The sequence below is a fragment of the Mesorhizobium sp. CO1-1-7 genome (genome assembly GCF_020164885.1).
Lineage (GTDB): Bacteria > Pseudomonadota > Alphaproteobacteria > Rhizobiales > Rhizobiaceae > Mesorhizobium > Mesorhizobium australicum.
Map to the genome: position 1 here is coordinate 359,358 of NZ_JAIUHA010000008.1, position 14,787 is coordinate 374,144.

The 14,787-nt window shown below is 62.5% G+C and carries 11 protein-coding genes; 2 read left to right on the forward strand and 9 right to left on the reverse strand.

Annotated features, from left to right (window positions below; all coding sequences use genetic code 11):
* Nucleotides 1-2: 2 nt before the first annotated feature.
* From LB516_RS20025 to glmM, 6 genes are all read right to left on the reverse strand, one after another.
* The gene (locus LB516_RS20025) at nt 3-611 is read right to left on the reverse strand and encodes a gluconate 2-dehydrogenase subunit 3 family protein (protein ID WP_224526737.1); all 609 of its coding nucleotides are present in this window, start codon (nt 609-611) and stop codon (nt 3-5) included.
* Nucleotides 612-1,125: 514 nt separating this feature from the next.
* Entirely contained in the window at nt 1,126-2,727 is a 1,602-nt protein-coding gene (gene serA, locus LB516_RS20030) for a phosphoglycerate dehydrogenase (protein ID WP_015315282.1), read from the reverse strand.
* 65 nt (nt 2,728-2,792) lie between these two features.
* Nucleotides 2,793-3,968 carry a phosphoserine transaminase gene (locus LB516_RS20035; RefSeq protein WP_015315281.1) on the reverse strand — a complete coding sequence of 392 codons (1,176 nt, stop codon included), beginning with the start codon at nt 3,966-3,968 and terminating at the stop codon, nt 2,793-2,795.
* Nucleotides 3,969-4,225: 257 nt separating this feature from the next.
* A complete protein-coding gene (locus LB516_RS20040) occupies nt 4,226-5,083 on the reverse strand; it encodes an outer membrane protein (RefSeq protein WP_224720239.1) in 858 nt (285 codons plus the stop codon).
* A 208-nt stretch (nt 5,084-5,291) separates the two neighbouring features.
* Nucleotides 5,292-6,152, reverse strand: a complete 861-nt coding sequence (locus LB516_RS20045; RefSeq protein WP_015315279.1) for an outer membrane protein — start codon at nt 6,150-6,152, stop codon at nt 5,292-5,294.
* Between the two features lie 251 nt (nt 6,153-6,403).
* The gene (gene glmM / locus LB516_RS20050) at nt 6,404-7,759 is read right to left on the reverse strand and encodes a phosphoglucosamine mutase (protein WP_224720240.1); all 1,356 of its coding nucleotides are present in this window, start codon (nt 7,757-7,759) and stop codon (nt 6,404-6,406) included.
* 367 nt (nt 7,760-8,126) lie between these two features.
* Here glmM and LB516_RS20055 point away from each other — a divergent pair, with 367 nt between their 5' ends.
* Both LB516_RS20055 and LB516_RS20060 read left to right on the forward strand, forming a co-directional pair.
* A complete protein-coding gene (locus LB516_RS20055; RefSeq protein WP_224587058.1) occupies nt 8,127-8,984 on the forward strand; it encodes a hypothetical protein in 858 nt (285 codons plus the stop codon).
* A gap of 295 nt (nt 8,985-9,279) precedes the next feature.
* The gene (locus tag LB516_RS20060) at nt 9,280-9,738 is read left to right on the forward strand and encodes a hypothetical protein (protein WP_015315276.1); all 459 of its coding nucleotides are present in this window, start codon (nt 9,280-9,282) and stop codon (nt 9,736-9,738) included.
* A gap of 277 nt (nt 9,739-10,015) precedes the next feature.
* Here LB516_RS20060 and ftsH read toward each other — a convergent pair whose 3' ends face one another.
* From ftsH to ybgF, 3 genes are all read right to left on the reverse strand, one after another.
* Nucleotides 10,016-11,944, reverse strand: coding sequence for an ATP-dependent zinc metalloprotease FtsH (ftsH, locus tag LB516_RS20065; RefSeq protein ID WP_015315275.1), 1,929 nt, complete (start codon nt 11,942-11,944; stop codon nt 10,016-10,018).
* A gap of 122 nt (nt 11,945-12,066) precedes the next feature.
* Nucleotides 12,067-13,434 carry a tRNA lysidine(34) synthetase TilS gene (gene tilS, locus LB516_RS20070; RefSeq protein WP_224720246.1) on the reverse strand — a complete coding sequence of 456 codons (1,368 nt, stop codon included), beginning with the start codon at nt 13,432-13,434 and terminating at the stop codon, nt 12,067-12,069.
* Nucleotides 13,435-13,492: 58 nt separating this feature from the next.
* Nucleotides 13,493-14,581, reverse strand: coding sequence for a tol-pal system protein YbgF (gene ybgF / locus LB516_RS20075; RefSeq protein ID WP_224720241.1), 1,089 nt, complete (start codon nt 14,579-14,581; stop codon nt 13,493-13,495).
* Nucleotides 14,582-14,787 lie beyond the last annotated feature (206 nt).

Here is a 14,787-nt window from a genome sequence, read left to right on the forward strand (position 1 = left end):
GGTCAGCTCCTTTTTACGAGCCATTCCGGGCTGCCCTCGATCGAGACGGGCGGCCGCGGATAGGGCTGATTGTGCTTGCTGACGTGATCCCGGTAGTCATAGCGCGCGCCGGGGAAACCAAGCATGCGCCACGACACCATGTCCTTGTTGCCGCCATACACCGGATCGGCAAAGAACCCTTCCATCGTGTTCTGCAGCAGAAGTCCGAAGAAGCCGGCAGCCTTGACTCCATTGGGCAAGTCGACCTTTCCAGCTTCCATCGCGGCCAGGAACGTATCCTGATCGGCCGGCTGGAGTTCGGCGAATGTCTTGCCATCGCGCTGCTTCAGGAAAGCGTCGATGGCGGCGAGGCCGGAGCGGTAGCGCTGGGCGGGGTTTGCCTCGCCCTGGTAGCCCTGCGTGGGCAATCCCGGCAGAAACGGTCCTTTTGTGTAGAGCCGGCTCGACGTTCCGAACGCGCCCGTCAACTGACGGTCTATATAGACGGCGCAGCCGGCCTCCTTGCCGCCCATCGACAGATCGTCGGCGGGGATGATGCGGTCGACGATAGCCTCGACCAGCGCGGCTTCCTGCGGCGTGAAGAACTGCCAGCCGCCGGACACCACCTGCATAGGAGGATCGGAAGACAGCGGCGCCCAGGGCAGCGAGCCAGACAAGGATCGGGCAAAACCTGCCGATGTTGCCGTCACTGTAAACATCGCAGCCGAAGACAGAAAAAGACGCCGGCTCAGTCGGACAGTATTGCGATGATCCATCGAAGGCACCCCGGCAGCAACAGAGGCGCGCCGGATGTTACGCGCAAAATCATGACCAACTCAGTTAAGTTTAGATCGCATCCATCAATTGACCGCAGCGTGCGGAAAGAAACCGGGATCGTCAAGCAGATCACAAAATCGTTAGATTGGGCCAGACCTTATGCTTATCTACATCCGCTAATGTACTGACGGCTAAAAAGGATATCTTGCAGCAGCTTGACGCAAGGACGCCGTTGGCGCGACGCCTGCGGCGGCGCCCGCAACGACGCAAGCCCTCGGGCGGCTCCAGCGGTCGTGGAGACGCCCCGCATGCATGCCGGCAAACGGGGCGTCTGATGTATGGCTTGTCACCTCAGAGGGCGTGGGGGAGCTAGATCCCGCCCACATCGAACCGCAGCCGCTTTGCCGAATCGATCGACTTGTGGCCGCGCACCTGCTCCAGCACCTTCTCGGGGAACGGGGCGTCGAGATAGAGCAGTGCGATAGCGTCACCGCCCGGCCGGTTGCGGCCAAGCTGGAAGTTGGCGATGTTGACGTCGTTCTCGCCGCAGACAGTGCCGAGCAGGCCAATAATGCCGGGCGCATCGGCATTGGTCGTATACAGCATGTGCTGGCCGACCTCGGCGTCGAGATTGATGCCCTTGATCTGAATGAAGCGCGGCTTGCCGTCCGAAAAGCAGGTACCGGCGATCGAGCGCGTCATGTGCTCGGTCTTGACGGTCAGCTTGATGTAGCCGTCGAAGACGCCAGATTTGTCGCGCTTGACCTCGGCGACGATGATGCCGCGCTCCTTCACCATGATCGGCGCCGACACCATGTTGACGTCGGCGACCTGCGGCCGGATCAGTCCGGCCAGGGCGGCACTGATCAGCGCCCGCGTGTTCATCGTCGCGGTCGAGCCGTCGAACAGGATCTCGACTTCGCTGATCGGATCCTCGGTGACCTGGCCGACAAAGGCGCCCAGCACTTCGGCGAGCTTGACGAAAGGCTTCAGCCGCGGTGCCTCTTCCGCCGTGATCGAGGGCATGTTGATGGCGTTGGAGACCGCGCCCTTGATCAGGTAGTCGGCCATCTGCTCGGCGACCTGCAGCGCGACATTCTCCTGCGCTTCCGCCGTCGAGGCGCCAAGGTGTGGTGTCGCCACCACGTTCTCCATGCCGAACAGCGCATTCTGCTCCGCCGGTTCGACCTCGAACACATCGATGCCGGCGCCTGCCACCTTGCCGCTCTTCAGCGCCGCGACCAGGTCGGCCTCGACCACCAGCCCGCCACGCGCGCAGTTGATGATACGCACGCCATTCTTCATCTTGGCGATCGCCGCCGCATCGATGATGTTGCGGGTCTTGTCGGTCAACGGCGTGTGCAGCGTGATGAAGTCGGCGCGGGCGAAGAGTTCGTCCAGTTCCACCTTGTCGACGCCGAGCTCCTCGGCCCGCTTGTCCGACAGGAACGGATCAAAGGCGACGACGTGCATCTTCAGCCCGACGCCGCGTGTGGCGACGATCGAACCGATATTGCCGCAGCCGATGACGCCCAGCGTCTTGCCGGTGATCTCGACGCCCATGAAGCGGTTCTTCTCCCATTTGCCGGCATGGGTCGAAGCGTTGGCTTCCGGGATCTGGCGGGCGAGCGCGAAGATCATCGCCACGGCGTGTTCGGCCGTCGTGATCGAATTGCCGAAGGGCGTGTTCATCACGATGATACCCTTGCGGCTTGCCGCCGGGATATCGACATTGTCGACGCCGATGCCGGCGCGGCCGACGACCTTGAGATTGGTGGCCGCGTTGATCAGCTTCTCGGTGACCTTGGTCGCCGAACGGATGGCGAGACCGTCATACTTGCCGATCACTTCGAGCAGCTTTTCCTTGTCCTTGCCGAGGTCGGGCAGATAGTCGACCTCGACGCCGCGATCCTTGAATATCTGCACGGCGGTGGGAGAGAGTTTGTCAGAGACGAGAACGCGGGGCGCCATGGCGGCCTCCTTGAAAATGAAATTGACCCGGGAACGGACGGCCCTCGGGGCCGCCACGGAAACTCTCAGGCGGCCGCTTTGAGCGACGCCTTCTGGCTGGCAAAGGCCCAGTCGAGCCAAGGCAGCAGCGCTTCGAGATCGGAGGTCTCGACGGTTGCGCCGCACCAGATGCGCAATCCCGGCGGGGCATCGCGATAAGAACCGATGTCGTAGGCGACGCCTTCCTTGTCGAGCGTCGAGACCAGGCCCTTGGCAAACGCCGCCTGTCCATCAGCGTCGAGCGCCGCGATATCGGGGTCGGTGAAGGACAGACAGACCGACGTGTTCGAGCGTGTCGCCGGGGCCACCGCAAGATGGCCGAGCCAGGATGATCTTTCCACGAACCGGTCGAGCACGGCGGCATTGGCATCCGCCCTGGCAATCAGCGCATCGAGGCCGCCGACCGACTTAGCCCAGTTCAACGCGTCGAGATAATCCTCGACGCAAAGCATCGACGGCGTGTTGATGGTTTCGCCCTTGAAAATGCCCTCGATCAGCTTGCCGCCCGAGGTCAGGCGGAAGATTTTCGGCAGCGGCCATGAAGGCTTGTAGCTCTCCAGCCGCGCTACGGCACGCGGCGACAGGATCAGCATGCCATGCGCGCCCTCGCCGCCCAGCACCTTCTGCCAGGAGAAGGTCACGACATCGAGCTTCTCGAAGTCGAGCCTTTGCGCGAAGGCCGCGGAAGTAGCGTCGCAAATGGTCAGGCCCTTGCGATCGGCGGGAATGAAGTCACCGTCCGGCACGCGCACGCCCGAGGTCGTGCCGTTCCAAGTGAAGACCACGTCGCGATCGAAATCGATCTTGGTCAGATCAGGCAGCGCGCCATAACCGGCCTCGATCTTTCTGATATCGGCGAGTTTCAGCTGCTTGACCACGTCGGTGACCCAGCCGGAGCCGAAGCTTTCCCAGGCGACCATGTCGACGCCGCGCTCGCCGAGAAGAGACCACAGCGCCATCTCGACGGCACCTGTGTCGGAAGCCGGCACGATGCCGATCCGGTAGTCGGCCGGGACCTTGAGTATCTCGCGCGTCAACGCGATCGCCTGCTCGAGCTTGGTCTTGCCGATCTTGGCGCGGTGGGAACGGCCGAGCGCGGCAGCTTTCAGCGCCTCGACCGACCAGCCGGGACGTTTTGCGCAGGGACCAGAGGAAAAATTGGGATTTGCCGGACGGAGTCCGGGCTTCGTAAGCGTCGTCATCGTGGTCTATCCTTCCAGATAGTGGCCCCTCGTTGGGGAGGGGTGGCCCACGGACGGCGATATGCGTTCAGGCATCGGGCGTCAAGAGGAAAGTTTTTGTCGCTGCCGGGATACCGGATGCATGTCGCCCAAAAGTGCGCGGCGGTTTTGGGGCTACGACATGCATCGAGAAGAAGGCCCGCAAGCAGTATTTCGTGATTCAAACGCAAACGGCGGACCACAGGGATCCGCCGTCAAAGCCCCGTCTTTCCCAAACCTTACCAGAGGTCGTAGCGTAGCCCGAGCTTGACCGTCTGGTAGTCTATGCCCTTGTGAATGTTGAAGGCGCCATTGTCATAGGCGACATACTTGCCGTCCGGCACCGAGAAATACTCATAGCCCAGATCGACGGAAACGTTCTTGGTAACCTGATAAGATAGCCCGGCGCCGATCGAGTAAGCGAAGTTGAATTTGGCAGCCGTATCGGTTTGGCCATCATACCCTGCGGGATCATTGCAGAAAAACCCGCCAGTTCCGGCGGAGTTGACCGGTGTTTCCACGCAATCCTTCGCGCCGATGCTCTTGTAATATTTGTTGTACGCAAGGCCGATGCCGCCGCCGATATAGGGAGTGATCCCAACATAAGTGCCAAGGTCGACATAGCCATTGGCCATGAGACTGTACGCTTTGTTATTGCCATTGTCGACCTGATCGCACAACTGCGATGCGGGCGCGGAATTGATCGTTCCGAAACCGTCATCTACGAGCGTAGTGCCTTTGCAGGTGGTGGAAAGTTTCTGGTGATCGGCGAATTTATTGGTCGGCAGAATCCCGCCATTCAGTTCCACACGAAGATAGTCGTTGACGTGATAGCCCATGCCGACGCTGCCCGTAAAAAGGCTGCTCTCGGACGTAAAGCTGTTCAGAGGCCCGCTCGAGACCTCCTCGTGATCGAATGGATGGCTGAACGCATATCCTACATCGCCGCGCAAATACCAGCCGGAGCCGACCTCGACCGGCACATAATCCGGCGCCTGGTCGACATAGATCGGCGGATCGTAGTCGGCGGCGATTGCAGGCGCCAGCGGCAACAGCAGTGCGGCAAGCGCCAGCGCCATACGCGATATTGGTATCATGGTCCCCGGCTCCCGAATTCGGCACCGTCAAACAAGCAACGGCGGCCAACGTTTCATGAGCCATTGTTAGCCATAGTGGTTAAGTGCCGGTTAAGGCTAACAGAGGGTTAGCGAATTGATTTCGAACGGGCTGACCTCGGCTCATCTCAAACGAAAACCGCCCGGCTGATGCCGGGCGGTCGACGAATTCCTGGAAACTTCGAAGCGATTACTTGGTGTAGATCGGCTCGGGCTCCGGCTGATAGGCCACCACCGGCGCGGCGCAACCGTTGTTGCCGCCGAACTGGTAACGCAGACCGCCGCGCACCTCGTGGGTGTTGAAGCCGTGATCGAAGCCCGGCCCGGCGCCCGGCGTGGCGCCGGCTGGACCATACTCGAACATGCGACCGCCTTGAATATGGGAGAAACGGTAACCAGCATCGAGGATGACTTTGTCGGTCAAGCAGTAGGAGGCGCCGGCCATTACCGCGTACGCGAAGCGCCAGCTGGATGTTCCGGGGTTGGACTCGGTTGCGCCCGGGGTCGGGTCGTAGACAGTATCCCATTTGACGCGCGCTCCGCCGATACCGGCGCCGACATAGGGCGTGATGCCGTGCCAGGTGCCGATATCGACATAGGCATTTGCCAGAAGCAGCAAGGCGCTCATCTTCGACGACTCGACCGAGACCGTGGTGAGATCCGAGGTGCCGCCGTTGAAGTTCGACTTGAACCAGTAGTCGGCGGTCAGGTCGGTGCGGAAGTGTTCATTGATCTTGTAGCCGACGCCGCCGCCAAGCGAGAAGCCGCCCTTGAGCTTGCCATAGTCGAAGGACTTGCTCCCGGCGACCCCGACAGGAGGCCCGCACGGGCAAGGCGCGGCGCCGTAGGTGATGTAGTCGATGTCACCGACCTTCGACTTGTGATAGTCGAGGTCGCCACGGATATACCAGCCGCCGACATCGACCGGTTGCTCATAGACCGGCGGCGGCGCTTCTTCGACTTGCGGCTCGGGCAGGTCAGCTGCGAACACCGGCCAGGCCAAGCCCGCGAACAGCAGCGCGAACAGGGCCTTTCTTGCTGTATTGAACATGCTTGTCACCCCTAGAAACCTCGGAACGGCGATCGCGTCCGAATAAGATTGGCTTTCAGGCGTGGATAATGAATTGCAAAAGTTAAAAGGCGTTTAACCCTGTCGATTAACCACGAATCTCCAGAATCCCGGAGATCTGGCAAGGATTTCGACAGAAAGAGACCGATCCTTTGCCAACAAAAAAGCCCGCCGGAGGGGCGGGCTTCGATGCAATGAAGGCGGCGGCGTGACGCCTTCGAGGCTGGCGGGGATCAGGCGGCGCTGCTGCGGGTTTCCGAGATGACCTCGACGATGTCGTTGACGACGGCCTCGACCAGTTGCGGATCGTCGCCCTCGGCCATCACACGGATCAGCGGCTCGGTGCCGGATGGACGGATGACCAGCCGCCCGGCCTTGCCGAGACGATGGCGGGCGTCCTCGATCGCGGCCTTGACCGGGGCTTCCTCCAACGGTTTGCCGCCGGCGATGCGAACGTTCTTCAGCAGTTGCGGCACCGGCTCGAACTTCTTCGACAGTTCGCTGACCGGGCGGCCTTGCCGCTTGATGCAGGCCAGCACCTGCAGTGCCGAGACCAGCCCGTCGCCGGTGGTCGAGAAGTCGGACAGCACGATGTGGCCCGACTGCTCACCACCGACATTGAGCCCATGCGCGCGCATATGCTCCACGACATAGCGGTCACCGACCTTGGTGCGATGCAATTGCAGCTTCATGTCGCCGAGAAAGCGCTCGAGGCCGAGATTGGACATGACCGTCGAAACGACGCCACCGCCAGCCAGCCGCCCGCTCTGGTGCCAGGACTCGGCAATCAGCGCCATGATCTGGTCGCCGTCGACGATGGCGCCGTTCTCGTCGACGATGACGACCCGGTCCGCATCGCCATCAAGCGCGATGCCGATGTCGGCGCGCACTTCGTGCACCTTTTTCTGCAGATCGGCGGGATGGGTCGAGCCGCATTCCTTGTTGATGTTGAAGCCATTGGGTTCGACATTGATGGCCACGACTTCGGCGCCCAGTTCCCACAGCGCCTCGGGCGCCACCTTGTAGGCCGCGCCATTGGCACAGTCGACGACGATCCGCAGACCCGAAAGCGACATCGAGCGCGGCAAGGTGCGCTTGGCGAATTCGATGTAACGGTCATGCACGCCGTCGACGCGCTTGGCGCGGCCAAGCCCGTCGGAATCGGCGAGCGCCAGTTCGATATCCTTGTCGAGCATGCTCTCGATGCGCTCTTCGATCTCGTCGGACAGCTTGTAGCCGTCTGGGCCGAACAGCTTGATGCCGTTGTCGTAGTAGGGATTGTGAGAGGCCGAGATCATGACGCCAATGTCGGCGCGCAGCGAGCGCACCAGCATGGCAACCGCCGGGGTCGGGATCGGTCCGAGCAGAAACACGTCCATGCCGGCGGCGCAAAGGCCGGCCACCATCGCGTTTTCGATCATATAGCCGGACAGCCTGGTGTCCTTGCCGAGCACGACACGATGGCGATGGCTGCCGCGCTGGAACGAAAGGCCGGCGGCCATGCCGACCCGCATGGCGATTTCCGCGGTCATCGGAAACTTGTTGGCGCGCCCGCGAATGCCGTCCGTGCCGAAGTAATTCCCTGCCATGCCAGTCAGTTTCCTTGGTTGTCCTTAGCCGGCACGTCATGCCACAATTGGCCGTCGTGCCTCGATCACATTGTGTGATTATATGTTACCAATCCTTAGAAAATCATTGTTGTGCGTTGCACACAACATGGCCGCAGCCTAGCACGGAGACGCTGTGGCGTCACATATACCAGTTTTGCCAGCCATTCGGCGCGGATACATCCCGAGAATTCTTGCCTCGGCGGCAGTCAGGCCGAATGATTTCATCACCTTGTCGTTAGAAAGCGATTTCGGCGATATATAAGCCGCTTGGCATCTGGCGCAACCGACCGTTGAGCGTTATTGATTCGCTGGGACGTATAATGGGCTGCAGCCACGGAGAAACGCTATGCTCATCCACCGAATTGCTACTCTGACCGGCCTCGCGGTCGCGACGTTGTTCCTGGCCGCGCCAGCCAACGCGCTGACGATGGCCGAGTGCAGCACGAAGTACAACGCCGCCAAGGACGCTGGGACACTTGCCGGGGCGACCTGGAACCAGTTCCGCAAGGCACAGTGCGGCACTGACGCCGCCGCCACCACCGACACCAAGGCGGCCACGACCAAGGCTGCTGAAAGCAAGCCGGCCGAAGCCAAGCCGGCCAAGACCACCAAGGCCGCCGCAGCGGCCAGCGACAGCACGGCCAAGGGCCTGACCGCCAAGGAATGCAGCACCAAGTACCAGGCGGCCAAGGCCGCCGGCACATTGAACGGCATGAAGTGGAACGACTTCCGCAAGGCCGAATGCGCCGCTGGCGCATCCGCCGCCGCCGACACCGTCAAGCCGGCGACCACCAAGGCTGCGACCACGACGGCCGCAGCTTCTGGCAAGGGCCTGAGCATGGCCGAATGCAGCACCAAGTACCAGGCTGCCAAGACGGCGAACACGCTGAAGGGCATGAAGTGGAACGACTTCCGCAAGGCCGAATGCGGCGCCAGTGCCTCGGATGACGACAGCGTGCCCGCTCCAAGCGAGGCGAGCTACACCAAGGAACCCGCAAAGCCGACGACGGTTGCCCCCAAGGGCGTCACCTTCCCGTCCGCGATCTCGGCGAAATATGCCAGCGAGACCCCCGGAAAAGGCCGCATGCATACCTGCCTTGACCAGTACTATGTCCTCAAGGACGCCAACGCACTCGGCGGTCTGAAGTGGATCCAGAAGGGCGGCGGCTTCTACAGCCTCTGCAATGCCAAGCTGAAGGGCTGAGCCGCGCATAGCATCCCCCCCGGGATCGATGGGGCATGACGGTGAATTGAATTAGATGAAATCTGGCAAGGCCAGGCAAAGGCCCGCGATGCATCTGCTTCGCGGGCCTTTTGTTGCGCACGAAGACGCCAGGGTCTTGCTCGCGTCTGCATATCGCGGAAGCTGCCTGCATCATCAATTCGCTTACACTCTCGCCGCGAGGCTGATTGGTAACTCATGAAAATTCTGATTGAACATATCAGGAACAAACAGTATACAAAAGACGTCTGAACTTGTCATCAACCAGGAGGATCTTATGCCCAGTTTAAAATTGGCGGTATTGGCTGTGACGGCATTGGTTGCTTGCGGCGTCGCCCCTGCAAGCGCATTGACGATGAAGGAATGTGGCGAGACCTATCGGACAGCCAAGGAGAGCGGCACTCTGAATGGCATGGACTGGGCCGCTTTCCGCAAGGAGAAATGCGCGACGTCGGCTGCGGAGAGTGTCAGCGCGGATAAGGTCGAAACCGCACCGCAGCCGAAAAAGGAAACCAGCGCGGCACTTGCCCCCACTGTAGCGCCAGCGGGCGTAACATTCCCGACCACCCTCGCCGCCGAGTTCGAGACCGAAAAGCCCGCGAAGGCACGGATGAAGACCTGCCTGCAGGGTTACCATGGCAACAAGGAGGCAGGTACGTTGAACGGCCTTCGCTGGATCCAGAAGGGCGGTGGTTATTACAGCCTGTGCAATGCGCGGCTGAAAGCTGAATCATAAAAAGCGATAACGGCGGAAAGCGGTTCACCGTTTTTCCCGCAGACGTGGCCGTTATCCTCAGGCTGTCCCGAGGATCTGCTGTCGGGCGACATCTGGACCTCGGGCTAGCCTGAGGTTGACGTTCCAAATGTACGTCCGGCCAGCCTCCTGATGCGATGTCGCCCAAAGGTGGTTTGGGGGCGACGACATACTTAGAAGCAAAGACTTAAAGCGCGTCGGGGATAGCGTCAAAGAACAGAGCGGTTCTGCGTTCCGTGAAACGGTGAACCGCTCTGGTCTAGCTTGACGGCTGTGGCTCCATGCCGCCTTCGGGCTCGGGACCCTTCTTGCGGCGGCCGCCGGACTTCGGCACGGCCGAGCCACGGCTCGGCGGCGTGTCGTCGCCGAGGTCGCGCGAGGGCTTGTTGCCCGCGATCAGCTGCTTGATCTCCTCGCCCGACAGCGTCTCGTATTCGAGCAGGCCCTGCGCCAGCGCGATCCATTCCTTCTTCTTCTTGGTCAGCACCGACTTCGCCGTCGAATAGGCCTCGTCGATCAGGCGGCGCACCTCGCCGTCGATGATCTGCGCGGTCTCTTCCGAAATGTTCTGCGTGCGCGCCACCGAATGGCCGAGGAACACTTCCTCCTGGTTGTCGCCATAGGCGACATGGCCGAGCTTGTCGGAGAAGCCCCAGCGCGTGACCATGGCGCGCGCCAGCTTGGTCGCCTGCTCGATGTCGGAGGAAGCACCGGACGTGATGTTCTCCTTGCCGAACTTGAACTCCTCGGCAACGCGGCCGCCCATCATGATGGCGAGGCGCGAGACCATGTATTTGTAGCTCATGGAATAGCGGTCGCCTTCCGGCAACTGCATGACCATGCCGAGCGCGCGGCCGCGCGGGATGATGGTCGCCTTGTGCAGCGGATCGGCCGACGGCACGTTGAGCGCCAGGATGGCGTGTCCGGCCTCGTGATAGGCGGTCAGTTCCTTCTCGGCCTGGGTCATGGCCGACGAGCGGCGCTCGGCGCCCATCATGATCTTGTCCTTGGCGTCCTCGAACTCGGCCATGGTGACGAGGCGCTTGTTGCGCCGCGCCGCCATCAGCGCGGATTCGTTGACCAGGTTCATCAGGTCGGCGCCGGAGAAGCCGGGCGTACCACGGGCGACGACCTTGAGGTCGACATTGGGCGCCAGCGGCACGTTGCGCACATGCACCTTGAGGATCTTCTCGCGGCCGACGATGTCTGGGTTCGGCACCACCACCTGGCGGTCGAAACGGCCTGGACGCAGCAACGCCGGATCGAGCACGTCGGGCCGGTTGGTGGCGGCGATCAGGATGATGCTTTCGTTGGACTCGAAGCCGTCCATCTCGACCAGCAGCTGGTTCAGCGTCTGCTCGCGCTCGTCATTGCCGCCGCCGAGGCCGGCACCGCGATGGCGGCCAACGGCGTCGATTTCGTCGATGAAGATGATGCAGGGCGCATTCTTCTTGGCCTGGTCGAACATGTCGCGGACACGGGACGCGCCGACGCCGACGAACATCTCGACGAAATCCGAACCCGAAATGGTAAAGAACGGCACGTTGGCTTCACCGGCGACCGAACGGGCAAGCAGCGTCTTGCCGGTGCCGGGAGGGCCGACCAGCAGCACGCCGCGCGGAATCTTGCCGCCGAGGCGCTGGAACTTCTGCGGATCGCGCAGGAATTCGACGATCTCTTCGAGGTCTTCCTTGGCCTCGTCGACGCCGGCGACGTCCTGGAAGGTGACGCGGCCATGCGCCTCGGTAAGCAGCTTGGCCTTCGACTTGCCGAAGCCCATGGCGCGCCCGGAGCCGGACTGCATCTGGCGCATGAAGAATATCCACACGCCGAGGATGAGGATCATCGGCAGCCACGAGATCAGATAGCCGAACAGCGAATTGGAGCCGTCGGTCTCGGGCCGCGCATTGATGGTGACGTTCTTGTCCTGCAGCCGCGAGACCAGCTGGGGATCGCCGGGCGAATAGGTCTGGAAGCCGCTGGAATTGTCGGTGTAGTTGCCGGTGATGCGGGCGCCCGCGATGGTCACCGTCTTGACCCGGCCGGCCGCGACGTCCTGCAGGAACTGCGAATAAGGCACATCGCTCGAAGCCCCGCGCGTCTGCGGCGTCTGGAACAGATTGAAGAGGGCGATGAGCAGGACCGCTATGATCGCCCAGAGCGCGAGGTTGCGATAGTTCGGATTCATCAATTGTCCCGTTGGCGTCCGCGAGCGGACAGCATCATGAGAGGAAACTTGGGCCTAACATAGGGAGAGCGTACCCCCTTGCCAAGCAGAACAGCATGTCTGGGTTAAGCTTTCGCCCAGCATCAACCGGCACTAGGGCCACGCAATGGCAGGGCGGGAAGCGGTGCCGCGCCGATCAACCCGGCGACGGCGCGAGCCGGGGCCAGGTCGAAGGACGGCAGGAAGCGGGCAAAGGGAGCAACGACCGGCGAGGCCGCGAACCCTTGCGATGTCGGCCAATCGGGCTCCGCACCCACCTTCTCTGCGGCTTGCAGCCAGCCTGGTTCCGCCGCCAATGCCGCGCGCAGCAGGCTTGGCGGGGTTTCGTCCCGGCCTACAGCCAGCCGCTTCGCCGCCATTGCCCCGAATGGCGCGATCAACAATGCGCCGCCGGCGTCGTTCAATGTGATTTGGCGGCGCCCATCCCAGATGGCGCCGTCGATCGTTGCCGCCGCCGCCGGCAAATCGCGCATCTCCCGACGCAGGAAGATGCCGGCGCGCCGAAAGTCGACCACTGTCCGCGACAATGTGGCGCAAAGAAATCCGGCTTTCAGCCGGGCGAACAACGCCTCGCCGCGGGCTTGGTCCGGCAGGAAGGCAATCCCGCCTGACGTCGCCAGGAGAACGCGCAGTGCGTATATCGCCGCCCGATCGGCGCCGGCGCCGAGCAGGGCCGGATCGAGCCGGATGAGGCCCGCCGCCGGCTGGCTGGCAAAGCGCTCGATCAGACGGGCGGCCTCACCGCCAAGCCGCGTCCGGTCGCCGGCCTGCCGCGCGGCCAACGCCAGCGCGTCGTTCATGCGCTGCGCGCCGGCCTCCCCGGCAAGGGCTGCGCGCATGCGCGGGCGCTCGAAAGCTTCATCGGCATTGGTCGGGTCCTCGGCCCAACCGACCTGTTGGCGCCGCAGGAAATCGCGCAGCGCATGGCGCCGCACGCTAAGAAGCGGTCGCACGATCCAGTCGCGCCAGTCATGCAGGGTGGCGGGCGCCATGCCGGCGAGGCCCCGTCCCTCGTCGCGGGTCGCATCGTTGCGATCGCGCCGCATCAGCACCGTCTCGGCCTGGTCGTCCGCTGTATGTCCGGTCACGATCAGGCCGATGCCTTCCGCCCGGGCGGCGCTGGCCAGCAGCTGGTAGCGCGCCTCGCGCGCCGCCGCCGGCAGGCCGGTCGACGGCTTGGCGCCGGACCAGGCCAGCATGCGGTGGGCGATGTCGCGATCCGCGCAAAGCTTCGCCACGGTCCGCGCCTCATCAGCCGAACCTTGCCGCAAGCCGTGGTCGATTGTGACCGCGAGCAGCTTCGCGGACGGCGCGGTTTTGTCGAGATGCTGTTTGAGAAGGAGAAGGAGCGCAGTCGAGTCGCTGCCCCCGGATACGGCCGCTACGGCGCCGTTGGAAAAATCGATATGCGAAAAGAGTCCGGTCGAAAGATCAGGCCCCGTATCGAGCATCAATCCATGTCGCCAAAAAGCGGTCCCGGTTTTGGGACTACGAGACCCCCAGAAAAAATCAGCACGCAGCCAGGGCCTTCTCCTGCTTGACGCGTTCCTTGAGTGTGCTGGAAATATCGGGATAGCGCTTGCCGACCTCGCTGAAGGTGGCGCAGGCAACATCGTGCTGCTTGAGACCGACCAGCGACACGCCCAGCTTCAACAGCATGTCGGGCGCCTTCTTGGCTTTGGGATAATCCTTGCTGGCGGCGAGGAACACTTCCGCCGCATCGCGGTATTTCTGCTGGCCAAGCAGCGATTCCCCCAGCCAGTAATGCGCGTCCGCCGCCTTCGCGTCCTTGGGGAAGCGCGAGATATGATCGCGGAAACCCTGTTCGGCGGTGCCGTAGTCACCCGACAGGATGAACTGGTAGGAGTTGCGATAGAGCTCTTCGGGATTGTTGGTCGCGGGCAGCGCGGCGACCACCGTGCCGCCGGACTTGCCGGCTTTGGCCGGCGCGCTGGCGGCTGGTGCCGTGTCCTGTGCCGGCGCGGTTGCCTGCGTGCTGCCGCCGGCATCGATCACATTGCCGTTCTTGTCGACAGTGATGGACCCAAAGGTCTTTTCGGGCGCTCCCTTGCCGGGGATCACCTTGCCGGGGTCACCGTCGGGTGATTCGACGATGACGTCCTCGACCGTCTTGCCGCCTTGATCGCCGCCCGGCGCGGCGCCGGCATCGGCCGGCGCCTGGGTTGCCGGGGCCGAGGCCACGTCGGTGTTGGTCCCGGTGGTGGCATCTGATTTCTTCTGCGCCGGCGGTTGTCCACCTTGCGAGCCGCCTTCAAGCTGCTGGAAGCGGAACTCGTTGTCTTCCTGCTGTTTGCGGATCTGCTCCTGCATCTGCAGGATCTGGAAATTGAGTTCCTCGACCTTGCCGGTCAGCTGCCGCATTTGGTCCTCGAGCCCGGTCACGCCGGCGCCGCTCGACTGGGCGAGCTGGACCTGATCTTGCTTTTTCTTCTCGCCGAAAAGGCTGGGCAACTCGAGTGTCGGCAGATGAAAGGAAAAGCCGGTCTCGGCTGATTGCCCTGTACCGCTCGCCGAAGCGGTTACGCCTGATAGGAGCAGCAGCGCCAGCGTGCCGCTCAGAACCGATCTCAAATGCATGTGTCTCTCGCCGTCCAATCGTTAGCTTGTTCGCGCCTTCCAATCGATGTGAGACCAGCCAAGCGCCCTCGGCTCATAGCAGGGCGCGAGACTTCGGCCAAATTTTGTTTCGGGTGTCAGGATATGAAAAAGGCGGCCCGAGGACCGCCTTTCGCAAAGATGTGTTGTATTTTTGCCATCTGTGCCGTGGGGGGGGGGGGGGGGGG

What these genes read in the sequence shown, in the direction of transcription:
- LB516_RS20025 (WP_224526737.1), bottom strand. Translation starts at nt 611, where the DNA reads ATGCAGGTGGTGTCCGGCGGCTGGCAGTTCTTCACGCCGCAGGAAGCC.
- serA (WP_015315282.1), bottom strand. Translation starts at nt 2,727, where the DNA reads ATGGCGCCCCGCGTTCTCGTCTCTGACAAACTCTCTCCCACCGCCGTG.
- LB516_RS20035 (WP_015315281.1), bottom strand. Translation starts at nt 3,968, where the DNA reads ATGACGACGCTTACGAAGCCCGGACTCCGTCCGGCAAATCCCAATTTT.
- LB516_RS20040 (WP_224720239.1), bottom strand. Translation starts at nt 5,083, where the DNA reads ATGATACCAATATCGCGTATGGCGCTGGCGCTTGCCGCACTGCTGTTG.
- LB516_RS20045 (WP_015315279.1), bottom strand. Translation starts at nt 6,152, where the DNA reads ATGTTCAATACAGCAAGAAAGGCCCTGTTCGCGCTGCTGTTCGCGGGC.
- glmM (WP_224720240.1), bottom strand. Translation starts at nt 7,759, where the DNA reads ATGGCAGGGAATTACTTCGGCACGGACGGCATTCGCGGGCGCGCCAAC.
- LB516_RS20055 (WP_224587058.1), top strand. Translation starts at nt 8,127, where the DNA reads ATGCTCATCCACCGAATTGCTACTCTGACCGGCCTCGCGGTCGCGACG.
- LB516_RS20060 (WP_015315276.1), top strand. Translation starts at nt 9,280, where the DNA reads ATGCCCAGTTTAAAATTGGCGGTATTGGCTGTGACGGCATTGGTTGCT.
- ftsH (WP_015315275.1), bottom strand. Translation starts at nt 11,944, where the DNA reads ATGAATCCGAACTATCGCAACCTCGCGCTCTGGGCGATCATAGCGGTC.
- tilS (WP_224720246.1), bottom strand. Translation starts at nt 13,434, where the DNA reads ATGCTCGATACGGGGCCTGATCTTTCGACCGGACTCTTTTCGCATATC.
- ybgF (WP_224720241.1), bottom strand. Translation starts at nt 14,581, where the DNA reads ATGCATTTGAGATCGGTTCTGAGCGGCACGCTGGCGCTGCTGCTCCTA.